The sequence below is a fragment of the Rhodoferax saidenbachensis genome, assembly GCF_001955715.1.
In the GTDB taxonomy this organism is placed as follows: Bacteria; Pseudomonadota; Gammaproteobacteria; order Burkholderiales; family Burkholderiaceae_C; genus Allorhodoferax; species Allorhodoferax saidenbachensis.
In genome coordinates this window covers 1,712,785-1,737,281 of the sequence record NZ_CP019239.1, presented here as the reverse complement: position 1 = coordinate 1,737,281, position 24,497 = coordinate 1,712,785, and the positions used below count along the sequence as shown (strand labels likewise).

The 24,497-nt window shown below is 59.6% G+C and carries 26 protein-coding genes; 12 read left to right on the top strand and 14 right to left on the bottom strand.

Annotation, left to right across the window (positions count from 1 at the left end; translation table 11 throughout):
- Positions 1 to 5: 5 nt before the first annotated feature.
- From RS694_RS08310 to RS694_RS08295, 4 genes are all read right to left on the bottom strand, one after another.
- Entirely contained in the window at positions 6 to 1,004 is a 999-nt protein-coding gene (locus tag RS694_RS08310; protein WP_029708760.1) for a 2-hydroxyacid dehydrogenase, read from the bottom strand.
- A gap of 14 nt (positions 1,005 to 1,018) precedes the next feature.
- Positions 1,019 to 2,230, bottom strand: a complete 1,212-nt coding sequence (gene pncB, locus RS694_RS08305; protein WP_029708759.1) for a nicotinate phosphoribosyltransferase — start codon at positions 2,228 to 2,230, stop codon at positions 1,019 to 1,021.
- A 179-nt stretch (positions 2,231 to 2,409) separates the two neighbouring features.
- A complete protein-coding gene (locus RS694_RS08300; RefSeq protein ID WP_029708758.1) occupies positions 2,410 to 3,105 on the bottom strand; it encodes a nitroreductase in 696 nt (231 codons plus the stop codon).
- The gene (locus RS694_RS08295) at positions 3,102 to 3,545 is read right to left on the bottom strand and encodes an acyl-CoA thioesterase (protein ID WP_029708757.1); all 444 of its coding nucleotides are present in this window, start codon (positions 3,543 to 3,545) and stop codon (positions 3,102 to 3,104) included. Before RS694_RS08295 ends, RS694_RS08300 begins: the two co-directional genes overlap by 4 nt.
- Positions 3,546 to 3,783: 238 nt before the next feature.
- On the opposite strand from RS694_RS08295, the gene RS694_RS08290 reads away from it, so the two are divergent.
- Positions 3,784 to 4,326, top strand: coding sequence for a phasin family protein (locus RS694_RS08290; RefSeq protein ID WP_029708756.1), 543 nt, complete (start codon positions 3,784 to 3,786; stop codon positions 4,324 to 4,326).
- Between the two features lie 220 nt (positions 4,327 to 4,546).
- On the opposite strand, the gene RS694_RS08285 is transcribed toward RS694_RS08290, so the two are convergent.
- Positions 4,547 to 5,443 (bottom strand): patatin-like phospholipase family protein, encoded by an 897-nt coding sequence (locus tag RS694_RS08285; protein WP_037247828.1) that lies wholly within the window; start codon positions 5,441 to 5,443, stop codon positions 4,547 to 4,549.
- A 113-nt stretch (positions 5,444 to 5,556) separates the two neighbouring features.
- Here RS694_RS08285 and RS694_RS08280 point away from each other — a divergent pair, with 113 nt between their 5' ends.
- Positions 5,557 to 6,045 carry a DUF1499 domain-containing protein gene (locus RS694_RS08280; protein WP_029708754.1) on the top strand — a complete coding sequence of 163 codons (489 nt, stop codon included), beginning with the start codon at positions 5,557 to 5,559 and terminating at the stop codon, positions 6,043 to 6,045.
- A 31-nt stretch (positions 6,046 to 6,076) separates the two neighbouring features.
- On the opposite strand, the gene clpA is transcribed toward RS694_RS08280, so the two are convergent.
- The 3 genes from clpA to icd all read right to left on the bottom strand — a co-directional run bounded on the left by clpA (position 6,077) and on the right by icd (position 10,286).
- Entirely contained in the window at positions 6,077 to 8,410 is a 2,334-nt protein-coding gene (clpA, locus tag RS694_RS08275; protein WP_029708753.1) for an ATP-dependent Clp protease ATP-binding subunit ClpA, read from the bottom strand.
- Between the two features lie 80 nt (positions 8,411 to 8,490).
- Positions 8,491 to 8,853 (bottom strand): ATP-dependent Clp protease adapter ClpS, encoded by a 363-nt coding sequence (clpS, locus tag RS694_RS08270; RefSeq protein WP_029708752.1) that lies wholly within the window; start codon positions 8,851 to 8,853, stop codon positions 8,491 to 8,493.
- 173 nt (positions 8,854 to 9,026) lie between these two features.
- On the bottom strand, positions 9,027 to 10,286 hold the full coding sequence (gene icd / locus RS694_RS08265; protein WP_152528867.1) for an NADP-dependent isocitrate dehydrogenase: 1,260 nt from the start codon (positions 10,284 to 10,286) through the stop codon (positions 9,027 to 9,029).
- 169 nt (positions 10,287 to 10,455) lie between these two features.
- Here icd and RS694_RS08260 point away from each other — a divergent pair, with 169 nt between their 5' ends.
- The gene (locus RS694_RS08260) at positions 10,456 to 10,902 is read left to right on the top strand and encodes a DUF192 domain-containing protein (RefSeq protein ID WP_029708750.1); all 447 of its coding nucleotides are present in this window, start codon (positions 10,456 to 10,458) and stop codon (positions 10,900 to 10,902) included.
- Between the two features lie 93 nt (positions 10,903 to 10,995).
- Here RS694_RS08260 and RS694_RS08255 read toward each other — a convergent pair whose 3' ends face one another.
- The 3 genes from RS694_RS08255 to xseA form a co-directional block, all read right to left on the bottom strand.
- On the bottom strand, positions 10,996 to 13,233 hold the full coding sequence (locus tag RS694_RS08255) for an NADP-dependent isocitrate dehydrogenase (RefSeq protein WP_029708749.1): 2,238 nt from the start codon (positions 13,231 to 13,233) through the stop codon (positions 10,996 to 10,998).
- Positions 13,234 to 13,477: 244 nt separating this feature from the next.
- Complete coding sequence (locus RS694_RS08250) at positions 13,478 to 14,059, bottom strand: superoxide dismutase (RefSeq protein ID WP_029708748.1); 582 nt, start codon at positions 14,057 to 14,059, stop codon at positions 13,478 to 13,480.
- A gap of 44 nt (positions 14,060 to 14,103) precedes the next feature.
- The gene (xseA, locus tag RS694_RS08245) at positions 14,104 to 15,420 is read right to left on the bottom strand and encodes an exodeoxyribonuclease VII large subunit (RefSeq protein WP_029708747.1); all 1,317 of its coding nucleotides are present in this window, start codon (positions 15,418 to 15,420) and stop codon (positions 14,104 to 14,106) included.
- A gap of 275 nt (positions 15,421 to 15,695) precedes the next feature.
- Here xseA and RS694_RS08240 point away from each other — a divergent pair, with 275 nt between their 5' ends.
- The 6 genes from RS694_RS08240 to adk all read left to right on the top strand — a co-directional run bounded on the left by RS694_RS08240 (position 15,696) and on the right by adk (position 19,552).
- Positions 15,696 to 16,322, top strand: a complete 627-nt coding sequence (locus RS694_RS08240) for a MotA/TolQ/ExbB proton channel family protein (protein ID WP_029708746.1) — start codon at positions 15,696 to 15,698, stop codon at positions 16,320 to 16,322.
- A gap of 27 nt (positions 16,323 to 16,349) precedes the next feature.
- Positions 16,350 to 16,778 carry an ExbD/TolR family protein gene (locus tag RS694_RS08235; RefSeq protein ID WP_029708745.1) on the top strand — a complete coding sequence of 143 codons (429 nt, stop codon included), beginning with the start codon at positions 16,350 to 16,352 and terminating at the stop codon, positions 16,776 to 16,778.
- A 4-nt stretch (positions 16,779 to 16,782) separates the two neighbouring features.
- Positions 16,783 to 17,832, top strand: a complete 1,050-nt coding sequence (gene lpxK / locus RS694_RS08230; RefSeq protein ID WP_029708744.1) for a tetraacyldisaccharide 4'-kinase — start codon at positions 16,783 to 16,785, stop codon at positions 17,830 to 17,832.
- Entirely contained in the window at positions 17,813 to 17,995 is a 183-nt protein-coding gene (locus RS694_RS08225) for a Trm112 family protein (protein ID WP_029708743.1), read from the top strand. The genes lpxK and RS694_RS08225 overlap by 20 nt, the downstream gene beginning before the upstream one ends.
- A gap of 10 nt (positions 17,996 to 18,005) precedes the next feature.
- A complete protein-coding gene (gene kdsB, locus RS694_RS08220) occupies positions 18,006 to 18,785 on the top strand; it encodes a 3-deoxy-manno-octulosonate cytidylyltransferase (RefSeq protein WP_029708742.1) in 780 nt (259 codons plus the stop codon).
- Positions 18,786 to 18,895: 110 nt separating this feature from the next.
- The gene (gene adk, locus RS694_RS08215) at positions 18,896 to 19,552 is read left to right on the top strand and encodes an adenylate kinase (RefSeq protein ID WP_029708741.1); all 657 of its coding nucleotides are present in this window, start codon (positions 18,896 to 18,898) and stop codon (positions 19,550 to 19,552) included.
- 98 nt (positions 19,553 to 19,650) lie between these two features.
- Here the strand turns inward: adk and RS694_RS08210 are convergent, their stop codons facing one another.
- Both RS694_RS08210 and RS694_RS08205 read right to left on the bottom strand, forming a co-directional pair.
- Positions 19,651 to 20,412: a hypothetical protein gene (locus RS694_RS08210; protein ID WP_156876171.1), complete on the bottom strand. Its 762-nt coding sequence runs from the start codon at positions 20,410 to 20,412 to the stop codon at positions 19,651 to 19,653.
- Positions 20,413 to 20,658: 246 nt separating this feature from the next.
- The gene (locus RS694_RS08205; protein WP_029708739.1) at positions 20,659 to 21,636 is read right to left on the bottom strand and encodes an asparaginase; all 978 of its coding nucleotides are present in this window, start codon (positions 21,634 to 21,636) and stop codon (positions 20,659 to 20,661) included.
- Positions 21,637 to 21,751: 115 nt separating this feature from the next.
- Here RS694_RS08205 and lexA point away from each other — a divergent pair, with 115 nt between their 5' ends.
- Both lexA and RS694_RS08195 read left to right on the top strand, forming a co-directional pair.
- A complete protein-coding gene (lexA, locus tag RS694_RS08200; protein WP_029708738.1) occupies positions 21,752 to 22,420 on the top strand; it encodes a transcriptional repressor LexA in 669 nt (222 codons plus the stop codon).
- A gap of 25 nt (positions 22,421 to 22,445) precedes the next feature.
- Positions 22,446 to 22,796: a hypothetical protein gene (locus RS694_RS08195; RefSeq protein ID WP_029708737.1), complete on the top strand. Its 351-nt coding sequence runs from the start codon at positions 22,446 to 22,448 to the stop codon at positions 22,794 to 22,796.
- Between the two features lie 66 nt (positions 22,797 to 22,862).
- Here the strand turns inward: RS694_RS08195 and RS694_RS08190 are convergent, their stop codons facing one another.
- Positions 22,863 to 23,378: a DUF1993 domain-containing protein gene (locus RS694_RS08190; protein ID WP_029708736.1), complete on the bottom strand. Its 516-nt coding sequence runs from the start codon at positions 23,376 to 23,378 to the stop codon at positions 22,863 to 22,865.
- A gap of 111 nt (positions 23,379 to 23,489) precedes the next feature.
- Here RS694_RS08190 and RS694_RS08185 point away from each other — a divergent pair, with 111 nt between their 5' ends.
- Positions 23,490 to 24,497 carry a D-2-hydroxyacid dehydrogenase family protein gene (locus RS694_RS08185; protein WP_029708735.1) on the top strand — a complete coding sequence of 336 codons (1,008 nt, stop codon included), beginning with the start codon at positions 23,490 to 23,492 and terminating at the stop codon, positions 24,495 to 24,497.

Sequence of the window (24,497 nt, the reverse complement as noted above, 5' to 3'; positions counted from 1 at the left end):
CGGCGTCAGACGCGGTCCTGGACCAGCGTGTTGACAGGTGTACGGGCTTGCCCATGGACGAGGTAGCCAATCAGGTTGTCCACCGCCAGTTGTGCCATGGCCCGGCGCGTTCCGACGGTAGCACTGGCAATGTGCGGCGTGAGCACGACATTGGGCACCGTGAGCAGGTCCGGGTGCACCGATGGCTCACCTTCAAACACGTCCAGACCAGCCGCTGCAATGCGTTTCTCACGCAGGGCCACAGCCAAAGCGGAATCGTCCACGATACCGCCGCGTGCAATGTTGACCAGGGTTGCCGTGGGTTTCATCAGCGCCAGCTCTGCCGCACCAATCGTGTGGTGTGAGGCGGCCGAGTACGGCACCACGAGCACCACATGGTCTGCGGTTTGCAGCAGCTCGGTCTTCTCGACGTAGCGCGCGCGGCAATCGGCTTCGGTTGCGGCATCCAGGCGGCTGCGGTTGTGGTAAATCACCTGCATGCCAAAGCCATGCGCACCACGCCTGGCAATGCCCTGCCCTATGCGCCCCATGCCGATGATGCCCAGTGTGGAACCATGGATCTCGGTGCCTGAGAACATGTCGTACCGCCAGCGCTTCCACAAGCCTGCACGCAAGAAGTGTTCGCTCTCGCTCACGCGGCGCGCCGTCGCCATCAAAAGCGCAAAACCAAAATCGGCAGTGGTCTCCGTCAGTACATCCGGCGCATTGGTACCCAGCACACCCGCAGCCGTCATGGCATCCACGTCAAAGTTGTTGTAGCCCACGGCCATGTTGGCGCAAATTTTCAGTTCCGGACATGCAGCCAGCAACGCAGCATCAATGCGGTCGCCCCCGGTGGTGAATACCCCCTGCTTTCCTTGCAACTGCGCCGTCAGTTGCTCGAGTGACCAAGCTTCGTCCGACTGGTTGGATGTCACTTCAAAGTGGGCTTCCAGGCTGGCAATGATTTCCGGAAAAATGGACCGGGTAACTAGCACTCGGGGCTTGGCAGAAATAGGTGACATACGGTATGCGGCTTTCAGGCGGTGGGCTGTGCAATCTCAAACACCTGGCGCAGATAGGCCAGGTACTTCTCGTCTTCACACATGTTCTTGGCAGGTGTATCCGACAACTTGGCCACCGGTTGGCCATTGCAGCGCACCATCTTGATGACGATCTGCAGCGGCTCGTAACCCAGGTCATTGGTCAGGTTCGTGCCAATGCCGAAAGCCAGTTGGCAGCGCCCGCGGAACTGCTGGTACAGCTCGATGGTGCGCGGCACGGTCAGGCCGTCGCTAAAGATCAGCGTCTTGGTCAGAGGGTCGACCCGGTTGTTGACATAGTGGCCCAGCATGCGTTCACCCCAGTTGAACGGGTCACCACTGTCGTGGCGGGCGCCGTCAAAGAGTTTGCAGAAGTACATGTCAAAGTCGCGCAGAAACGCGCTCATGCCATACACATCTGACAAGGCGATGCCCAAGTCTCCGCGGTACTCCTTTGCCCATGACTCGAAGGCAAAAATCTGGCTGTCGCGCAAACGCGGCCCCAGTGCCTGTGAGGCCTGCAAATACTCGTGCGCCATGGTACCCAGTGGGGTCAGGCCCAGCTTCAGGGCCAGCAGCACATTGCTAGTGCCCGCCAGTTGCCCGGGCAGACCACCGGGATGCTCTGGACGGTGGATCGTGCCCAAACGCGCCGTGAGTACACGCAGCACTTCGTCATGCCAAGCGCGGGAAAAACGTCGGCGCGTGCCGTAGTCTGCAATCTTGAGTTCCCCCAGACCCTCGCCGCGCAACTGGCTGATCTTCAGGTCCAGCCGCTTGCGGCCTTCCACAAAGTCGGGCACTTTTTGCGTGTTGCGGAAATAGACCTCGTTGACGATGGCCAGCACCGGGATCTCAAACAGGATGGTGTGCAACCACGGGCCAACGATGACGATGTCGATATCCCCGTTGGCCAACGGCGTGACGGTGATGTATTTGTCGTTAAGCCGAAACAGGCCCAGAAAATCAACAAAGTCGCTTTTGATAAAGCGCATGGAGCGCAGATAGGCCAGCTCGCTTTCCTGGAAATGCAGACTGCAAAGGGAGCGTATTTCTTCCCGAATTTCCTGCGCGTGTATGGCCAGGTTGGCGCCGGGGTTGCGGCACTTGAAGCGGTATTCCACCTGCGCGCCAGGAAACTGGTGCAACACCACCTGCATCATGGTGAACTTGTACAGGTCGGTGTCCAGCAGGCTGGTGATGATCATGGTGAAGAGTGTTTAGGCAAGCGGTACTGCTGCCAGTGTAATAAGCCGCACCTATCGGCGCGCCGCGCAACACAGGGGACAACACCCCCTGCAGGGGAATTTCAAGCAGAAATGGCCTCTAGCCCTTACCCCTATTGCGCAACCAGCTACTAAAAATATAGCAAATTCAAGACTGCCCGCTATTCGAGCCAGGTCGTAAAGTCCTGCACTGGCACGCGTGGGGTGTGGAAGGTGTTGACTGTCGCGCTGTCGTCCGCATAACCCAGCGCCATGCCGCACACCAGCATTTCATCGGGTCCAGCCCCGATATGCGGCAAGATGATCTTGGCAAACCCGTTCCACGCCGCCTGCGGACAGGTGTGCAGACCCCGCCCGCGCGCCGCCACCATGATGTTCTGCAGGAACATACCGTAGTCCACCAGCGAGCCACGGCCCAGAACCCGGTCAACCGTGAACATCAAGCCTACGGGCGCATCAAAGAAGCGGTAGTTGCGCTGGTGCTGGGCGTGCATCTTGTCCTTGTCGGCTTTGCCGATCCCCAGCAAGCCGTACAGACCCCAGCCATTTTCACGGCGCCGGTCAATATAGGGGCTGACCCATTTCTGCGGGTAGTAGTCGTACTCTTCCACGTACTGGGCAGCCAAGGCCGGGTCAGCACGTACCGTATCGTGTGCGGCACAAACCTTGTCCGCCAGCGCATTGCGGCTGGCGCCCTGCAAGACATACGCCTTCCAGGGCTGCGTGTTGGTACCCGAGGGAGCACGGCTTGCCACCTGCAACAGCGCTTCAATATCGGACCGCGCCACCGACTGATCGGTAAAGGCCCGCACGGACATACGCGATGTGATGGCCGCATCCACAGCAGAAACGCTCATACCAAAGTCTCCAGAACAGTTTTCAATTTTTCGGGCAGGGGCACCGGGCGGCGTGTGGTCTTGTCCACGTACACATGCACAAAGTGGCCTTTGGCGGCAGTCATCTCGCCCTCTCCGAAAATGCCGACTTCGTAGCGCACGCTGCTGGTGCCTATACGCGCCACGCGAATGCCCGTCTCAATCACTTGCGGAAAGGCCAACGAGGCAAAGTAGTTGCACTGCGTCTCTATCACCAGACCGATGGCTTGGCCTTCGTGGATATCAAGCGCGCCCTGCTCTATCAGGTGGGCGTTGACCGCCGTATCGAACCAGCTGTAATAGACGACGTTGTTCACATGGCCATACGCATCATTGTCCATCCAGCGCGTGGCAATGGAACGGAAAGCCCGGTAGGCGCTGCGCGGTTCGGGGCTGGGTTTGGGGGGCGTGGATTCCTGCATGGTCTGATTCTGCCAGCCCACAGTGCCCAACTTCCCCCGTGTTTCCCATCTGGTTGAAGGCTGGAAAGACCGGTTTTTAGAAAACCCCCACTAATTTGCTGCACTGCAACAAATAATGCTTGCATTGCACTGCAGCATCCCTATAATTCAATCCATGCTGCACTGCAACATAAACGGTCAGAGGACCCAGTTACGGAGCAGATAGTGATTTCTAACCCTTACTTCTGGAGATACTCATATGCTGACCGTTGAACAAGTTGTTGCTTCCCAAAAAACCAATCTCGAAACCCTGTTTGGTCTGACCAGCAAGGCTTTCGAAGGCGTGGAAAAGATTGTTGAACTCAATCTGACCGCTTCCAAGGCTGCCCTCTCTGAAGCCAATGCCCATACCCAGTCCCTGCTGAGCGTCAAAGATGCCCAGGAACTGTTGGCCCTGCAATCCGGCCTGCTCCAGCCCCTGACAGAAAAGACCGCTGCTTACAGCCGTCACCTGTACGACATCGCCACCAGCGCCAGCGCTGATTTCACCAAGACCTTTGAAGGCCAGGCTTCCGATGCACAGAAGAAATTCATGGGCTTGGTAGACAACGCCGCCAAGAACGCACCCGCAGGTTCCGAAGCCGCAGTGGCAGTGATGAAAAGCGCCGTGGCTGCTGCCAACAACGCGCTGGAATCGGTTCAAAAGGCTGTGAAGCAAGCGACTGAAGTGGCAGAAGCCAACTTCAATGCAGTCGCCGCTACAGCGACCAACGCTACCAAGCAAGCTGCCAAAAAACGCTAATCTGTCTCAGGTTTGCAAAAGAGTTCATCTTTTTGTGTGAACTCTCTAACAACCAAGGGAAAACCCTGAGATAATTCAATTCATCAGAAACAGACCCAGTTTGTTTCTACCGGTTGTCTCCTCGGGTCCTTTCGAAACCTTCAGGTTCAGGGATCCCTTCAAGGCCTCGTTGCAAAACGGGGCCTTTTTTTTAGCCCAACGGCACACAGTCACACGTTGTTCAGCGCGTTTTGGTTTCAATCGCCGCACGCAACAACGGCAAAGCTTGCAACATGGCTTGGCGCCCGGCCTCAATAGAACGCTTGCGGGCACTGAAATCCGAGCTGGAGATGCCCTGCAATGCGGGCCGAACCACCACATCGGCATCCTTTAATTCCAGGCTGTTGATGCTTTTACCCATGATGGAAAAGGTTTGCAGCAGAATGTCCAGCGTGCCGCCCGTCAGACTGCCCTCCGGTGGACTGGAGATATCCACGGCAATCACCAGATCCGCCCCCATCCTGCGGGCGGCGCGCACGGGCACGGGAGATACCAACCCACCATCGACATACTCACGCCCGGAAATCCGGACGGGCTGAAACACGGCAGGCACTGCGCTGGACGCACGCACCGCCATACCGGTATCTCCGCGTTGGAACAGCACATCGCGCCCGCTGTTCAGATCGGTGGCCACAATGCCCAAAGGCATGGGCATGTCTTCGATCGGGTGCCCGCCCACCTGTGTATTCACGTAACGGGCCAGCGCCTCGCCGCGCAACATGCCGCGGCTGAAGATCGGCAGTGTCCAGTCGGCAATCGCCGCCTCCTCCATGGTCTCCGCTACGCGCTGTAACTGCGCGCCATTCTTCCCACTGGCGTAGATCGCCGCCACAAGACTTCCTGCAGAAGTACCCGCCACCAGGGCAGGACGAATACCGGCTTCCTCGAGGACCTGAATCACACCAACATGGGCGAACCCACGCGCAGCGCCACCACCCAGAGCCAATCCAATGCGCGGAGGAACTTTGGCGGCTGGCAAAGCCACCGAGGGCGGCTCTATAACGGGAACGACTGGAGGGGTCGTGGTGCTGCAGCCCACCAAAAGAGCTGCACACACAGACATCACCAAGGACTTCATGAGAACTGACAATTTGCACTGAAACATGGGGGTAGCTTAACGGCTTGGTTTGGCAATGCCCTCACAAACAACCACTTCGGGGTAAGCTGTGCATTTTTAACGGGGCATGGGTCATGAAAATTCTTGGATTTGCGGTGCTGTTTTTCATCGCGGTGGCTGCTGCTCTGTTGGTAGCGGGCCAAGTAGGTTTGCTGACCGGTCGCACACCCAAGAATCTGGGGGTACAAGACGGTCGACTGAAACCACCGTCGCAAACTCCCAACAGCGTCAGCAGCCAGGCAAACTTGTACCCTGACCATCCGCAAAAGGACTATGCCCTTATCGCACCCTTCCAGTTCAGCGGTGACGGAGAAAAAGCGATGGCCCGCATTGCAGAAATACTGAAGCGCACTGATCGCACGGTTGTTGTTACCCAGGAGCCGGGTTACCTGTACGCCCAATGCACGACAAAATTGCTGAAGTTCACTGACGACATCGAATTCTGGTTGGACAAGTCGGCAGGCGTCATCCACGTGCGATCTGCCAGCCGTCTGGGCCAGAAGGATTTCAACGTCAACCGCGAGCGGGTAGAAAGTATTCGGGCCCAGTTCACGACAAACTGAGCCCGAAATCCTATCGCTTTAGGCTACCAAATTAACCAGCGGTAGCCTCTTCCGGCTTGGACTTGCCCTCTTTTTTCGGCAGCGGCTGAATATCCAGCACCACCTCACCGGTCTCGACACCCTTGTCGTCGGTGGTGATCGTCATATCCACCGTCAGGCGGCCACCGTCGGTCAGGCGGCCAAACAGCAGTTCGTCCGCCAAGGCACGGCGAATGGTGTCCTGAATCAGACGCTGCATCGGACGCGCGCCCATCAGGGGATCAAAGCCCTTCTTGGCCAGGTGCTTGCGCAACTTGTCGGTAAAGGTCACGTCGACTTTCTTGTCGGCCAACTGGGTCTCCAGTTGCAACAGGAATTTGTCGACCACACGCAGGATTACGTTTTCATCCAGCGCCTTGAAGCTGACAGTCGCGTCCAGGCGGTTACGGAACTCAGGCGTAAACAGACGTTTGATGTCTGCAGCCTCATCACCCGCCTCACGCGGGTTGGTGAACCCAATGGTCGCCTTGTTCATGGTCTCGGCACCCGCATTGGTGGTCATCACAATGATCACGTTGCGGAAGTCGGCCTTGCGTCCGTTGTTGTCGGTCAGCGTGCCATGGTCCATCACCTGCAGCAGCACGTTGAATATGGCCGGGTGCGCCTTCTCGATTTCATCGAGCAGCAACACGCAATGCGGCTTCTTGGTGATTTGCTCGGTGAGCAGACCGCCTTGGTCAAAACCGACATAACCAGGAGGCGCACCAATCAGGCGACTTACCGCGTGTTGCTCCATGTATTCGCTCATGTCAAAGCGAATCAGGTCAATGCCCATGATGTAGGCCAGTTGCTTGGCCGCCTCGGTCTTGCCGACGCCAGTGGGGCCGCTGAACAGGAACGAGCCAATCGGCTTGTCACCCTTGCCCAGACCCGAGCGTGCCATCTTCACGGCAGAGGCCAGCACATCCAGCGCCTTGTCCTGGCCGAACACCACGTTCTTCAGGTCGCGTTCCAGCGTCTTGAGCTTACCGCGGTCGTCATTGGACACATTGGCAGGGGGAATGCGGGCAATCTTGGCCACGATCTCTTCCACCTCAGTTTTGCTGATGGTCTTCTTGCGTTTGCTCGGCGGCAGGATGCGCTGGGCTGCGCCAGCCTCGTCGATGACGTCAATCGCCTTGTCAGGCAAATGCCGATCATTGATGTACTTGGCGCTCAGCTCCGCAGCAGCCTGCAGGGCGGCCATGGCGTACTTGACGTTGTGGTGTTCTTCAAAGCGGGACTTCAAGCCCTTGAGGATTTCGACCGTCTGGTCGATCGTGGGCTCAACTACATCGATTTTCTGGAAGCGGCGCGACAACGCAGCGTCTTTTTCGAAGATGCCACGGTATTCGGTAAATGTGGTGGCGCCAATGCATTTCAGCTGACCCGAGCTCAGGCCGGGCTTGAGCAGGTTCGATGCATCCAGCGTGCCACCCGAAGCTGCGCCCGCACCAATCAGCGTGTGAATTTCATCAATGAACAACACGGCATTGGGCTTGTCCTTGAGCGCTTTCAACACACCCTTCAGGCGTTGCTCAAAATCGCCGCGGTATTTGGTACCCGCGAGCAATGCGCCCATATCGAGTGAATACACCACGGAATCGCCCAGAATCTCGGGCACATCGTTTTGCGTAATGCGCCAGGCCAGGCCCTCGGCGATGGCTGTTTTGCCCACGCCAGCTTCACCCACCAACAGCGGGTTGTTCTTGCGACGGCGGCACAGGATCTGGATCACGCGCTCAACTTCATACTCGCGCCCGATCAGCGGATCAATCTTGCCATCCTTGGCGAGCTGGTTCAGGTTGACGGTGTACTGCTCCAGGGGAGAAGCCTTCTCATTCTTCTCGTTACCGCCCTCTTCGCTCTCGGACGGGCTCTCGCTGGATTTGGTGCTTTCGGGTGGATCGCTTTTCTTGATGCCGTGGGCAATGAAGTTCACCACATCCAGGCGCGTCACGCCTTGCTGGTGCAGGTAATACACGGCATGCGAATCCTTCTCGCCAAAAATGGCGACGAGCACATTGGCGCCGGTCACTTCCTTCTTGCCGCTGCCTGTGGATTGCACATGCATGATGGCACGCTGAATGACACGCTGGAAGCCCAGTGTAGGCTGTGTGTCCACATCATCCGTACCCGCGACCTGGGGCGTGTTGTCCTTGATGAAATTTGACAGCGATTTGCGCAGATCATCGATATTGGCCGAGCAGGCGCGCAATACCTCCGCAGCACTGGGGTTGTCGAGCAGAGCCAGTAGCAAATGCTCGACAGTAATGAATTCGTGGCGCTGCTGGCGTGCCTCGACAAACGCCATGTGCAAGCTGACTTCCAATTCTTGGGCAATCATGTGAAATCCTTCTCTGCCTTGCGTTGATGATTAACTGTAAACCGTTTTCCCGACACCAGGCTTTTACTTGCGGTATTGCCCTAAAAATCTACGGGTTCCATGACGCACTTGAGTGGATGCCCCGCTTTGTGCGCGGCCTCCAGTACCTGATCCACCTTGGTCGCAGCGATGTCTTTGGAGTACACCCCGCACACACCTTTGCCATCCAGATGGATCTTCAGCATGATTTGCGTGGCGGCCTGCAAATCCTTGCCAAAAAACTCCTGAATCACCACGACCACAAACTCCATGGGCGTGTAATCGTCATTCAGCATCAACACCTGGTACATCTGGGGCGGCCCCACGCGCTGGGTGCGGCGCTCCAGCACCACGGAGCCACCGTCGTCCTTCTGCGGGTTCTGCAATGGGACTTCGGGTGGTTTAACGGGGTTATTTGTAGCCATGCGATTGATTCTATCGGTCACCCACTCTTGCTGCATCACTCATCCGAATTGGAGACTGATTCACCACATTCAAGTGACGCCACAAAGAAAAAGCCGCCCTGGAATCGGCATCCAGGGCGGCTTCTCCGGGAATACGCTCAATTGTGGCTTTAGCAACCACAAACAGACGGTATTTACATATTATCGATCATCACCTTGCCAAAACCAGAGCAGCTCACCTGGGTCGCCCCCTCCATCAGGCGGGCGAAATCGTAGGTCACCTTCTTGCTCAGAATGGATTTTTCCATGGACTTGATGATCAGGTCCGCGGCTTCCAACCAGCCCATGTGACGCAGCATCATCTCTGCGGACAGGATTTCGGACCCCGGATTGACGTAGTCCTTGCCCGCGTACTTGGGGGCTGTGCCGTGTGTGGCTTCAAAACAGGCCACGGAGTCCGACAGGTTGGCGCCGGGCGCAATACCAATGCCTCCCACCTGGGCTGCCAGGGCATCCGAGATGTAGTCACCATTCAGATTGAGCGTGGCGATCACGCTGTATTCGGCAGGACGCAGCAAAATTTGCTGCAAGAAGGCATCTGCAATCGAATCCTTGATGATGATGTCCTTGCCCGTCTTCGGGTTCTTGAACTTCATCCAGGGGCCGCCGTCCATCAGCTCGGCACCAAACTCACGTTGCGCCAAGGCATAGCTCCAGTCACGGAAGCCCCCTTCGGTGAACTTCATGATGTTGCCCTTGTGCACGATGGTCACACTGGGCTTGTCATTGTCGATCGCGTACTGGATGGCCTTGCGCACCAGACGCTCCGTACCCTCACGGGACACCGGCTTGATGCCAATACCCGACGTGTTCGGAAAGCGGATTTTCTTGACGCCCATTTCCTCGATCAAAAACTTGATCAGCTTCTTGGCCTTGTCGGATTCGGCTTCGTATTCGATGCCCGCATAAATGTCTTCCGAGTTCTCGCGGAAGATCACCATATTGGTCTTGTGCGGTTCTTTCACGGGCGAAGGCACACCCGCAAAATACTGCACCGGGCGCAGGCAAACATACAGGTCCAGCTCCTGGCGCAACGCCACGTTCAACGAACGGATACCACCGCCCACCGGCGTAGTCAGCGGGCCTTTGATGGAGACAACATACTCGCGCAGGACCTGCAGGGTTTCTTCGGGCAACCAGACATCCGGACCGTACACCTTGGTGGATTTTTCACCCGCATAGACTTCCATCCAGTGGATTTTTTTCTTGCCGCCATAGGCTTTAGCCACCGCGGCGTCCACCACCTTCAGCATCACCGGCGTAATGTCCAACCCCGTACCGTCACCTTCGATGAACGGGATGATGGGTTGATCAGGGACGTTCAACGACATGTCCGCGTTGACGGTGATCTTTTGGCCTTCGGCAGGCACCTTGATGTGCTGGTACATAAAAATGGAACTCCGTGTTCAATGCGATGACAATGGACTCCAGGCACCTGAGCGGAACCATGAGTGCTTAAACTTTAATCAAACAATTTTAGTTGCAAATTCAAAACTGCCCTGCATTGGGATGCCAGACAATTCAGGGAACCATTGGCGCACCAAACCAGTCAAAGCACAACGCATGAAACCCTTAGTCACCCACCTGCTTTCCTTCGTTCTGCTGCTCACGGGCGCTGCCCAGGCGCAGGACAATCCGCAGCTCAACTTGCCCCGCATCCAGATCACGGCCGGGATGTACCAAATCGATGCACAAGTGGCGCAGGCCCCGGAGCAACGCACCACCGGTCTGATGTTCCGCCGCGAGATGCCCCAATACGAGGGAATGTTGTTTGTCTTCGAACAGCCTTCCAGCCTGTGCTTCTGGATGAAGAACACCCTGCTGCCGCTCACCGCAGCCTTCGTGGCCGATGATGGCACCATCGTCAACCTCGCCGACATGAAGCCCCAGACCACCGACTCGCACTGCGCCACCAAACCGGTGCGTTATGTGCTGGAGATGAACCAAGGTTGGTTCGCCAAGCGCGGCATCAAGGCCGGCACCAAATTGGCGGGTGTACCGTTTAAATAGTTTCTGCCAGCTCCAATGAATAAAGGCGATCCAGACTAAAGTCTGGATCGCCTTTAAGCGTTTTGGGGCGCAGGCACTCAGCCTGCAAATCCCTTAGGCCTTCACAGAAGCAAGCGCCTTGTTCAAGGTAGCGCTCGGGCGCATGATGGCGTCCAGCTTGGCAACGTCGGGCAGGTAGTAACCACCGATGTCCGCGGGCTTGCCTTGTACGGCGGCCAGCTCGGCCACGATGGCTTGCTCGTTGTCCGCCAATTGTTTGGCCAACGGCGCAAACTGTTTGGCCAAAGCGGCATCGTCCTTTTGCGCGGCCAGTTCCTGGGCCCAGTACAGGGCCAGGTAGAACTGGCTGCCACGGTTGTCGAGCTGACCGGTTTTGGGCGAAGGGTTCTTGTTGTTGTCCAACAGTTGGCCCGTCGCGGCGTCCAGCGTATTCGCCAGCACCTTGGCTTTGGCGTTGCCCGTTTTCAGGCCCAGGTCTTCCAAGGACACCGCCAGCGCGAGGAACTCACCCAGCGAATCCCAACGCAGGTGGTTTTCTTCCACCAGCTGCTGCACGTGTTTCGGTGCAGAACCGCCGGCACCGGTTTCGTACATGCCGCCACCGGCCATAAGGGGCACGATGGACAACATCTTGGCCGAGGTACCCAGTTCCATGATGGGGAACAGATCGGTCAGGTAGTCGCGCAGGATGTTGCCCGTGGCGCTGATGGTGTCCTGGCCGCGGATCACGCGCTCCAGCGTGTAACGCATCGCACGCACCTGGCTCATGATCTGGATGTCCAGACCGTTGGTGTCGTGCTCGTGCAGGTACATCTTGACCTTGGTGATCAATTGCGCTTCGTGCGGGCGATAGGAATCGAGCCAGAAAACCACCGGCATGCCGGAGTTCCGCGCGCGGTTCACCGCCAGCTTGACCCAGTCACGGATCGCAGCGTCCTTGACCTGGCACATGCGCCAGATGTCGCCCGCTTCCACGTTCTGGCTCAGCAGCACTTCGCCAGTGGCCAGGTCGGTGATGTTGGCCACACCGTCTTCGGAGATCTCAAACGTCTTGTCGTGCGATCCGTATTCCTCAGCTTGCTGGGCCATCAAGCCCACGTTGGGCACGGTGCCCATGGTCTTGGGGTCGAAGTTGCCGTGCCATTTGCAGAAGTTGATGATCTCCTGGTAGATGCGCGCAAAGGTCGATTCAGGCATCACGGCCTTCACGTCCTTCAGGCGGCCGTTGGCGTCCCACATCTTGCCGCCGTTGCGGATCATGGCGGGCATGGACGCGTCGACGATGATGTCGTTGGGCGAGTGGAAGTTGGTGATGCCCTTGGCAGAGTCCACCATGGCCAACTCGGGGCGGTGTTCGTGGCAGGCGTGCAGGTCACGCTTGATCTCGTCTTGCTTGCTTTGCGGCAAGGTGGCGATCTTGGCGTACAGATCGGCCATGCCGTTGTTGACGTTGACGCCCAGTTCCTTGAACAGGGCGCCGTGTTTTTCAAACGCTTCCTTGTAGAAAATCCGCACGCAGTGGCCAAACACGATGGGGTGAGACACCTTCATCATGGTCGCCTTCACGTGCAGCGAGAACATCACGCCCGTCTTGCGCGCGTCTTCAATTTCGCGTTCGTAGAACTCCAGAAGGGCTTTCTTGCTCATGAACATGCTGTCGATGATTTCGCGATCCAGCAGCGACACCTTGGGCTTGAGCACGATGGTCTGGCCACTCTTGGTGATCAGCTCCATCTTGACGTCACGGGCGCGGTCCAGTGTGAGGGATTTTTCGCCATGGTAGAAGTCACCAGCGTGCATGTGCGACACGTGTGAACGCGAGGCCTGGCTCCACTCGGCCATGCTGTGCGGGTTCTTGCGGGCGTATTCCTTCACGGCCTTGGGCGCGCGGCGATCCGAGTTGCCTTCGCGCAGCACCGGGTTGACGGCCGAGCCGATGCAACGGGCGTAACGGGCCCGGATGGCTTTTTCTTCTTCGGTCTTGGGTGCTTCGGGGTAATCCGGAATGGCGTAACCCTTGGACTGCAGTTCCTTGATACAGGCTTGCAACTGGCCTACCGAGGCGCTGATGTTGGGCAGCTTGATGATGTTGGCGTCCGCTTGCAGGGTCTTTTTGCCCAGCTCGGCCAGCGTGTTGGGCAGCTTTTGGCTCTCTGTCAGGCTTTCCGGAAACTCACCCAGAACACGCGCGGCCACCGAGATGTCCGCCTCTGCAAAATGGATGCCCGCGGGTGCTGCAAAGGCGCGCACGATGGGCAGGAAAGAAGCCGTGGCCAGGCGCGGGGCCTCGTCGGTCAGGGTGTAGATGATGGTGGGTTGCTGGGTACTCATCTCTTGTCTCCAAAAATTGTTATGGCAACTGTCGCCTGTCCGCAGGGGCCTCGGACGGCAGACGCCGGATAGTGCGTGATTGTGCTTTCAGTGGTCTGACCCGAACCCGCTTTTTTGCCAGAAAATTTCATTTAATGAAATTTAGAACCATTGGGGGAAAATATTTTTTACGCAAGGGCTGCAACAAGCCAACAAAAAAGGCCCGAAGGTCACCCCTCGAGCCTTTTGTGCGAACGCATCAACTTCAGGCGAAGTTGGCTTCTGCAAAGCCCCAGTTCACCAGTTTGTCGAGGAAAGTCTCGACAAACTTGGGACGCATGTTGCGGTAGTCGATGTAGTAAGCGTGTTCCCAAACGTCCACGGTCAGCAAGGCCTTGTCAGCGGTGGTCAGGGGTGTGCCGGCAGCGCCGGTGTTGACGATGTCCACCGAACCGTCAGCCTTCTTGACCAACCAGGTCCAGCCCGAACCGAAGTTGCCCACGGCGGACTTCACGAAGGCTTCCTTGAAGGCTGCGTAGCTGCCCCACTTGGCATTGATGGCCGCAGCCAGTGCACCGGTGGGTTCGCCGCCGCCAGCGGGCTTCATGCAGTTCCAGAAGAAAGTGTGGTTCCAGATCTGGGCCGAGTTGTTGTAGATGCCGCCGCTGGATTTCTTGATGATTTCTTCCAGGGACATGCTTTCAAACTCGGTGCCCTTTTGCAGATTGTTGAGGTTGACCACATAGGCGTTGTGGTGCTTGCCGTGGTGGAATTCCAAAGTTTCTTTGGAGTAAGCGGGTGCCAAAGCGTCAATGGCGTAAGGCAGTGCGGGCAAGGTATGTTCCATGGAGTCCTCTCAGTTGGTTGGCAAGAAAAGGCCGATTGTAGAAACTAATTGGTGCTGCGTCCGTGCGCTACCAGATCGACCGCACCATCAGCAAGGGTGGCACGCACGCCCTGCCCTACATGGACTTGGGCCACGCTGGTAATTGCCTGCCCTGCTTCGTCGCAGAGCCACGCGTACCCGCGCTGCAGCACCAGCGAAGGATCGAGCAACTCCAGCCGCAACGCAGCCCGCGCGACACGCTCACGCTGTGCCTGTGCCACCCGGCCCACTGCCGGGGTCAAAGCCTGCTGCCAGCGCTGCACCTCGGTGCGGCGGCTCTGCATGGCGGTGCGCAGGGCATGCTGCAGTTGCTGCTCCGCCGTGGCCAGGCGCAAGCGCTGCTGGGCCGACAGCGCGGAAGGCCGGCCAATGCGGCTGGACACCAGGTCCATGCGCTGGGACTGCCGGTCCAGATACCGCTGCATCGCGTCGTGCAGCCGGTCTTCCAGCATTTGTGTGGCACCCAGCCAGACCTGCGTGGGTTCACACACCAGCTCGGCTGCGGCCGTGGGCGTGGGCGCGCGCATATCGGCCACAAAGTCGGCAATAGTGAAGTCGGTTTCATGCCCCACGCCGCTAATCACCGGTACCGGGCTGGCCGCAATGGTGCGCGCCAGTTGTTCGTCGTTGAAGGCCCACAAATCTTCCATGGAGCCGCCACCCCGCACCAGCAGGATCACATCGACCATTGGGGCATTTTTTGAAGCCTTTTCGGCCTCCAGACCGCGCGGATCTTGCGCGAGCAGATATAAATTTGATAGCGCCTGGGCCAGCTCGGCGGGCGCTTGGCCCCCCTGCACCGAAGCCGGCGCCAGCACCACCGGGATATGCGGCACGCGCCGTTGCAAGGCCGTCACCACATCGTGCAGGGCCGCGGCGCCCAGAGAGGTCACCAGGCCAATGCCCCGGGGCAAGACTGGCAACGCGCGTTTGCGCTCGGGGGCAAACAGGCCTTCTGCTTCCAGCTTGGCCTTGAGTTGCAGGAACTGCTCAAACAGCGTGCCCTGGCCCGCGCGGCGCATGGTCTCCACAATCAGTTGAAGTTCGCCGCGCGGCTCGTACACGCCCAATCGGCCGCGCACTTCCACACGTTCGCCGTCGCGCGGGCTGAAGTCCAACATGCCTGCTGCCCGCTTGAACATGGCGCAGCGCAACTGGCCGCTTTCGTCCTTCAGGGAAAAGTAGCAGTGCCCGCTGGCAGCGCGGGTGAAACCGGTGATCTCGCCGCCCACACTCACCGGGTTGAAGCGGGCGTCCAGCGCGTCGGCGATGGCACGGCACAGCGCACCGACCGGCCATACGCGCGATACCGAAGTTGGCATGACGGCTGCCACTATGAAACGCTCCACACCCGGCGGGAAAGCGCCGGGTTGCATACACAACCCTGTGGAACACCAGTCTTTTCGTGAAAAGTCATTGATTTCATTGAATTTTTGCGTGCTGCATTTGTCATCAATCTGTCAAAACAGCGCATTGGCGCGGCTTCACGCCACCACCCAGCCATGTTCTCCCCAAAGTTATCCACAAGTTCTGTGGGCTGCGGGGCAGCAAGCGTGGGCCATAATCGCGTGGCCCTACTTCCGCATGGAGCTACCTTTTGTTTTCCATCATACAAGCTGCAGGCTGGCCCATTTGGCCGCTGATCGCCTGCTCCATACTGGCCCTGGCCATCATCATTGAACGCTTCGTCAGCCTGAAAACCAGCAAGGTGGCCCCGCCCAAATTGCTCGAGGAAGTGCTGAGCGTGACACGCACCAGCGTGCCCGCGCCTGACGTGGTGGCACAACTGGAAAGGAACTCCGCGCTGGGCGAGGTGCTCGCCAGCGGCCTGCGCGCACTCAACTCCGACCCCCGTTGCACCGAAAGCGACCTGCGCGCCGCCATGGAAGGCTCGGGCCGCGCTGTAGCCCACCGCCTGGAGCATTACCTCAGCGCCCTGGCCACCATCGCATCCGCCGCCCCCTTGATGGGCCTGTTTGGCACCGTGGTCGGCATGATTGAAATCTTCGGCTCCCAAGCCCCGGGTGGCGCGACCGGCGGTAACCCGGCCCAACTGGCCCACGGCATTTCCATCGCGCTGTACAACACCGCGTTTGGGCTGATCATTGCCATTCCTTCGCTGATTTTCTGGCGCTACTTCCGCGGTGTGGTGGACGCCTACCTGCTCACGCTGGAGCTGTCCGCCGAACGCCTGGCACGCCACCTCAAGGCCCTGCGCCGCTAAGTCATCCGCTAGTTACCCAATTCGCCCATGAACTTTCGCCCCCGCACCAAGGAAGAGCCCGAGATCAACCTGATCCCGTTCATCGACGTGCTCCTGGTGGTGCTGATTTTTCTGATGCTGTCCACCACCTACAGCAAGTTCACCGAAATGCAGCTGACCTTGCCCGTAGCCGACACCGACGCGCAGCGCAACTACCCAAAGGAAATGATCGTCAGCGTGGGCGCCGACGGTGCCTACAGCGTCAATCAAACCGCCGTCTCCGGCCGCAGCCTGGAAAACCTGGCTACCGCCCTGACGGAAGCCGCCAAGGCCGGCAAGGACACCGTGGTCATCATCAGCGCCGACGCCAGCGCCAAACACCAGGCCGTTGTCACCGTGATGGAAGCCGCGCGCCGCGCCGGACTCAACCAGATCACCTTTGCCACCCAATCGTCCGCACAGGCGGGCGGCAAGTAGTCTCATGCAAGGCGCGCTGCTGCGCAGCTGGACGCGGCGCGGGCCGCTGGCCTGGGCCTTGTGGCCCGTCTCCCTGGTTTTTCGCACCTTGGTGGCCTTGCGCCGCCAGCTCTACCAAAGGGGTTGGCTGCACAGCCAGCGCGTGGACGCCATGGTCATCGTGGTGGGCAACGTGGTCGCCGGTGGTGCGGGCAAAACGCCTACCGTTATTTCGCTGGTGCTGCATCTGCAGGCGCAAGGGTTGCAGGTTGGTGTGATTTCCCGCGGCTATGGCCGCAGCAGCCAGGAATGTCTGGAAGTGCTGCCAGGCGCGCTACCGCAAGACGTGGGCGACGAACCCCTGCTGGTGCAGCGCACTACCGGAGCGCCAGTGTTTGTCGCCCGCACGCGCCATGCGGCAGCCACCGCCCTGCTGGCACGCCACCCGAAGACGCAGATACTGGTCTGCGACGACGGCCTGCAGCACTACGCCTTTTACCGCGATCTCGAAGTGTGTGTGTTTGACGACCGCGGCACGGGCAACGGTTTTGTGCTGCCCGCCGGGCCGTTGCGTGAACCCTGGCCGCGCACGCAGGTAGCAAGCGTGGGGCAAGCGGACAACCGCCTGCTGATGCTGCACACCGGTAGCCACCCCGCCTTTGCGGGTTACACCGCGCAGCGCAGGCTGGCTCCGTACGCTGTCCGCCGTGATGGCAGCACCGTGCCATGGAGTGCGTTGCAAACCGCGGACGCCAAACCCCTGCTGGCACTGGCCGGCATTGCGCAACCGGAATCCTTCTTCGCCATGCTGCGTGCCGGTGGGCTGACGCTGGCGCACACCCTGGCGTTGCCGGACCACTATGATTTTGATAGCTTGCCGCGCAGTATCCATGAGGGCTACCAGCTTATTTGCACCGAAAAAGACGCCATGAAGCTGTGGCAGCACGTGCCTGATGCGCTGGCCATTCCGCTGGTGCAAACCATGGATGCGGCCTTCTTCACTGCGCTGGATGATGCGGTGGCGACGCATCTGACTCCAAAGTTATCATCCCCCCATGGACACACGACTTCTTGAACTGCTGGTTTGCCCCGTCACCAAGGGCCCCCTCGAATACGACCGCGAAAAGCAGGAGCTGATCTCCCGCAGCGCACGCCTGGCCTACCCGGTGCGCGACGGTATTCCGGTGCTGCTGGAAAACGAAGCCCGCACCCTCAGCGACGCCGAACTCGGTCTGTAACGCGCTGCCCATGGGTTACACCGTTCTCATCCCCGCCCGGCTGGCCTCCAGCCGCCTGCCCAACAAACCCCTGGCCGACATCGCCGGCGTACCCATGGTGGTGCGCGTGGCGCAGCGTGTGCGCCAAGGTGTGGACCCGGCCATCCGCATCGTGGTCGCCGCCGACAGCCCCGCCATCGTCGAAGCCTGCCAGGCGCACGGCGTGCTGGCCGTGCTCACGCGTGAAGACCACCCCTCTGGCAGCGACCGCCTGGCCGAAGCCTGCGACCTGCTGGGCCTCGATGCGGCCGAGATTGTGGTCAACGTGCAGGGTGACGAGCCGCTGATCGACCCGGCCCTGGTGAATGCCGTGGCCGACCTGCTGCGCACCCATGCCGACGCAAGCATGGGCACGGCAGCCCACGCCATCGACAAGGTCGAAGACTTTGCCAACCCCAACGTGGTCAAGGTGGTGACCGACGTTAACCATCTGGCGCTGTACTTCAGCCGTGCGCCCATCGCCTGGTGGCGTGACGGCTTTGCGCAAGGCATTACCGCCCTGCCCGCCCCACTCACCCCCTTGCGCCACATCGGCATCTATTCCTACCGCGTGGGCTTTCTGCGCCGCTTCCCCCAGTTGCCCCAGGCCCCTATCGAGGTCTGCGAAGCGCTGGAGCAACTGCGTGCGCTGTGGCATGGCTACCGCATCGCAGTGCACGTCAGCCCCCACGCGCCAGGCCCGGGCGTGGACACGCCGGAAGACCTGGCCCGCGTGCGCGCGCTGTTTTCCGCACAGGCGGCCCCGCTGTAAGTTAGCGCGGGGGCGCCCCGTGCTATTCTTCTGCGTTAATCACACGCCGATATGCACCATCAGAGTGCCCATCGCGGCGCGTACGGTTTTAGAACTATCCGAGGATATCCATGAGACTCATACTATTGGGCGCACCAGGCGCAGGCAAAGGCACGCAAGCCACATTCATTTGCCAAAAATATGGAATTCCACAAATTTCGACGGGTGACATGCTGCGCGCTGCCGTCAAGGCAGGCACCCCCCTGGGCCAACAAGCCGACGCCATCATGAAGTCTGGCGGCTTGGTCAGCGACGACCTGATCATCAACCTGGTCAAGGAACGCATCGCCCAGCCCGACTGCGCCAAGGGTTTCCTGTTTGACGGCTTCCCCCGCACCATCCCCCAGGCCGATGCCATGAAGGCCGCCGGCGTGGCGCTGGACTATGTGGTCGAAATCGATGTGCCCTTTGAAGCCATCATCGAACGCATGAGCGGCCGCCGCTCGCACCCCGCATCGGGCCGCACCTACCACGTCAAGTTCAACCCACCCAAGGTGGAAGGCAAGGACGACGTGACCGGTGAACCCCTGATCCAGCGCGACGACGACAAGGAAGAAACCGTCAAGAAGCGCCTGGACGTCTACAGCGCCCAAACCCGCCCTCTGGTGGAGTACTACTCCAGTTGGGCCAAGCAAGACGCCGCCAAGGCCCCCAAATACCGCGCCATCAGCGGCATGGGGGACGTGGATGCGATCACGGCACGGGTGTATGCGGCGCTGGCTGGTTGATACTGCGCTTCTGCAATAAAAAAGGCCGCTACTGCGGCCTTTTTTGTTTCCCAGATTTCAAACTGATACGTGCCTTGACTGCGATTGAGAGGTATTGCTTACTTCTGCTTGTCATCGATATTTCTGCGTGCAAAAGGGTTGCGAGGATCTATCCAATATCCTTTGTAGTTAACCAACTCATCGCACATGGAAAGAATCTGCTCGGAGGTCATCGGCTCCCGAACAATGGTTTTGTATTCAGGAGACCCTTGTGCACTGTTGAATTCCCGTACCTTTGCGGCAGGCACCACTGGGTATTCTTGAAACTGTTTGATCCGGAAATGGGAAACGGCGGAGACGGCCACATTGATGGTGGTGAACTCCGCTGGCAACTGCTCCATAGTGATTCGCTTCCATTGCCCGTTGTCCTCGCCCTTGAATAGGACATAGGGCGGGTTGGGGCGCCCCCATTTGTTGTAGGACAGGCACAGGTTGGGCGTGGCCACGATGTAGGGCACGCCGTCTTTCGCGTGGATGGCCACCAGATTGAAGTTGGTGCGGCCCAGCTCGGGGCCGTAGTCGCTGGTCCAGCTCCATTCACGCTGTTCACGTGGCAGTACAAAGCGCACGGTGTGGTCGCCTACCGGCGCGCTGCTGCCGGGCTCAAAACGGCCCCGATAAGTTTGGCTGCGCTGCACGACCACGGTTTGCCCGTCGTGCAGCAGCACTTCTTCTTGCCAGGTGTCGCCACCAGAACCAGCGGCCCCAGCTACGCCGATGCAGGCACTCAGGCCAACAAACAAGCCCACAGCCAGCAGGGTCCGGCTTGTTGCAGCTTGCAACCAGCTACGTAGAGAGTTAGGCGTGTGCGCGGTGGGCATATTCGATTGTTGTTGTGCGAATTTCGATGAATGGACGGCGGGCTGGAGGGGAAATATTGATCAAATTGGCCTCTAGCCCTTACTGCACCTGCGCAAGCAGCTTCTCTTTTGATAGCAAATGTCATCCCACTCCGACTGAATGAAGGCCAAGCCTAGTGACTGCCTGACTGTGAACGCACGGTACCCGATGCTCCAGAGATTGGGTATCCCCCAAACGGGTGAGTTTGCAGAGTCCCAGGCGTCCAGCTAAGCCATCAGCGCCAGCATCAAGGCAATACGCGCCTTGACCGGTGACAGCCCCTGCGAATCGACAAAGGCAAAACCGCGCACCGACCCCGGCACCACCTGCCCGCGCGCGCAACGCGTGGTGCGCACCACGCGCACGCCCTGGGCCTGCGCTTGCAGCAAGGCGGCTTCCAGGTCTTTGTGGATGGTGCCGTTGCCCGTGCCTGCAACCACCAGCCCGCGCACCGCTGCGCTGCCGTCTGCAGGTGCCGCGCACAGGGCACGCACCGTGGCCCCGGTGGCACCGGCGTAGTTCATCACGATCTCCACGCGGGGCCAGGTGTGGGTGGCGATGGTGTCCAGGCTCGGACCCGTCTGCGCCTCTGCGGCGGGCCAGCCATGCATCAGGCGCACAGCGCCCTCTTCCACCACGCCCAAAGGGCCGGCATCCCCAGAGTCAAACGCGTCCACGCGGTAGGGATGCACCTTTTGCACCTCCCGCGCGTCATGGATGCTACCCGCGCAGACCACCAGCACGCCGTGCGCGCCCGCAGTGCACACCACCGCTGTGGCATCGAGCAGGTTTTGCGGCCCATCGGGCACCAGAGCCGAGGCGGGCCGCATGGCGCAGGTCAACACCACCGGTTTGGCCGCCAGCAAGGCTGCGGACACCACGCAGGACAAAAAGTACGCGGTTTCCTCCAGCGTATCGGTGCCGTGGGTGATGACCACGCCATCCACATCCGGCGAGGCAAGGTGGTGCACGACGCGCTGGGCCAGCAGGGACCAGTGGGCAAATTCCATGTCCTTGCTGTCCACCTGGGCCACCTGCTCGGAGACCAACGTCCGCTTGCCCAGCGCCTCTTTCAGAGCGGGCACGGCCTGCAGCAACTGGGCCACGCCCACTTGGGCGGACTTGTAGCCCACGTTGTCGGTCGCACTCTGGGCCTGGCCCGCAATCGTGCCGCCCATGCCCAGAAACACCACTTTTTTCGACATATTTCAACGTCCTGCTTGCAAAGAAAATAAAACTGGTTAAAAATACAGGTACTGGATGATAAAACAGTGTGTATAGACCCACAGCCAGTACCGACCCATTTTTAAGGAGTCAGCCATGCTTGAGAGTCCCAAACTCACCGCCCGCCAACAGCAGATTCTGGACCTGATCCAGAGCGCCATTGCCCGCACCGGTGCGCCCCCCACGCGCGCCGAAATCGCGACTGAGCTGGGCTTCAAGTCTGCCAACGCCGCCGAAGAGCATTTGCAGGCGCTGGCGCGCAAGGGTGTCATCGAACTGGTCAGCGGCACCTCGCGCGGCATCCGCCTCAAGAGTGACACGCTGCGCTCCATCCACGAAACACGCCTCAAGCAGCTCTCCTTCCCCAACCTGGCCCAACTGGCCCTGCCGCTGATTGGTCGGGTAGCCGCAGGCTCGCCCATTCTCGCCCAGGAGCATGTGGACCAGACCTACTATGTAGAAAACAGCCTGTTCCAGCGCCAGCCCGATTACCTGCTCAAGGTACGCGGCATGTCCATGCGCGACGCCGGCATCATGGACGGCGACCTGCTGGCCGTGCAAGCCACCAAAGACGCCAAGAATGGCCAGATCGTGGTGGCCCGCCTGGGCGACGAGGTCACGGTCAAGCGTTTTCGCCGCAACAAACACCTGATCGAGCTGCACCCCGAGAACCCCGACTACCAGACCATCGTGGTGGAACCCGGCGAGCCTTTCGAGATTGAAGGCCTGGCCGTCGGCCTGATCCGCAACACCATGCTCATGTGAACCAGCAGCACTTACAAGGCCTCTTATGAACCTCGCGCTTTTTGCCCATTCCGGTGTTTTTCTGCCCCTGCAGGGTTTGCTGCGCTGGATCGGCACCCCGGCCCGTCCGCTGCCACATGCCATTGCCAACCCGCAGCGAACCGCGACACATGCGTCGGCGGTTACTAAAATTGCTCCTAAATTGGTAGCTGCTTGCGCAATACCCGCGCGGGCTATAGCCCCAATTCATGCCCATCGCAAGCCCTTGCGTGTGGTGCGTGTGCTGGAGGCCGGCCAGACCCGCGCCAGCGTGGGCCGCATGGTGATCTCCGGGCGCATGGCCGACGTATGCGCCGAGCTGGACCGCCTGGCCGCCAGCGAAGCCACCTGCCACTGAGAGCCTGTTCTAGGTCTTTTTGGGCTACGCAACAGAACGCCCGGCTGCGCGCAGGGCCCCTTCACATCAGCCCTGACCGCCCACCAGGTAGTCCTGCTTGCCCACTGGCACACCGTTGTGGCGCAGGATGGCGTAGGCCGTGGTGATGTGGAAGAACATATTGGGTAACACCCACAATTTGAGATAGTCCTCGGCCTTCATGGTGCGGGTGCGCTCGCGCCCCACGGGAAAGGTGATGTCCTTGTCTTCGGTACCGTCCAGCGCCGCTGCCGGTACGGTGGCCAGATAGTCCCGCGTTTTCTGGATGCGCGCCTTGAGCTCCGCAATGGTTTGCTCGGTGTCGGCAAATTTGGGGGCTTCCACACCCGAGATACGGGCCACGCCGTTCTTGGCGGCATCACAGGCAATCAGTATCTGCCCCGTGAACGGCAGCATGTCGGGTGCCAGGCGGAATTGGGTGAGGGCGACCGGATCGCAGCCTTTTTCATCAATATAGGTCTGCGCCTTGTCCAGCAAATGGCTTAGATTGCCCAACATGTGGGTGAATACCGGAACGCTGGCGGATGACATGGAGATGGACATAGTTGGCCTTTGGAAAACAGAAGCGCGGATAGTAGTGCTTTGGTGGCAACTTTGCTGTCGGTTACAGAGATACCCCGCTTGGAGCCCCTACCAACAAGGCACAATGACGGCATGAATATTGTGATTCTGGATGACTATCAAGATGCTGTGCGCAAGCTGGAGTGCGCTGCCAAGCTCGATGCCTACCAGGCCAAGGTCTATACCAATACGGTCAAAGGCATGGGACAGTTGGCTGTCCGCCTGAAGGACGCCGATATCGTGGTGCTGATCCGCGAACGCACCCACATGACGCGGCAACTGATCGACAAACTCCCCCGACTCAAGCTGATTGCCCAAACCGGGCGCGCTGGTGAGCATGTGGACGTGCAGGCCTGTACCGAACGCGGCATTGCCGTGGCCGAAGGCGTGGGCTCACCCATTGCGCCCGCCGAGTTGACCTGGGCACTGGTCATGGCCGCCATGCGCCGTCTGCCCCACTACATCGGCAACCTCAAACACGGCGCGTGGCAGCAATCCGGCTTAAAAGTCGGCTCCATGCCCCCCAATTTTGGTCTGGGCACGCGCCTGCACGGCAAGACACTGGGCATCTGGGGCTACGGCAAGATTGGCCAACTGGTTGCCGGTTACGGCAAGGCGTTTGGCATGCAGGTGCTGGTGTGGGGCAGCGAAACATCGCGCGCCAAGGCCGCACAGGATGGTTACGCGGCGGCGGCCAGCCGCGAGGCATTTTTCTCGCATTGCGATGTGTTGTCGCTCCACCTGCGGCTTAACGAAGCGACGCGCGGCATCGTCAATACGTCCGACCTGGCGCTCATGAAGCCCACGGCGCTGCTGGTCAACACCTCCCGCGCCGAGCTGATAGAAACCGATGCCTTGATTGGTGGACTTAACCGGGGCCGCCCCGGCATGGCGGCGGTCGACGTGTTTGAAACCGAGCCCATCCTGCAAGGGCACGCCCTGCTGCGTCTGGAGAACTGTGTCTGCTCTCCCCACATCGGCTACGTGGAGCAGGACAGTTATGAGATGTACTTTGGCGCCGCCTTTGACAACGTGATCAACTTCATCCGCGGCACACCTACCAACATCATCAACCCCGGCGCCCTGCAGGTGCGCCGCTAG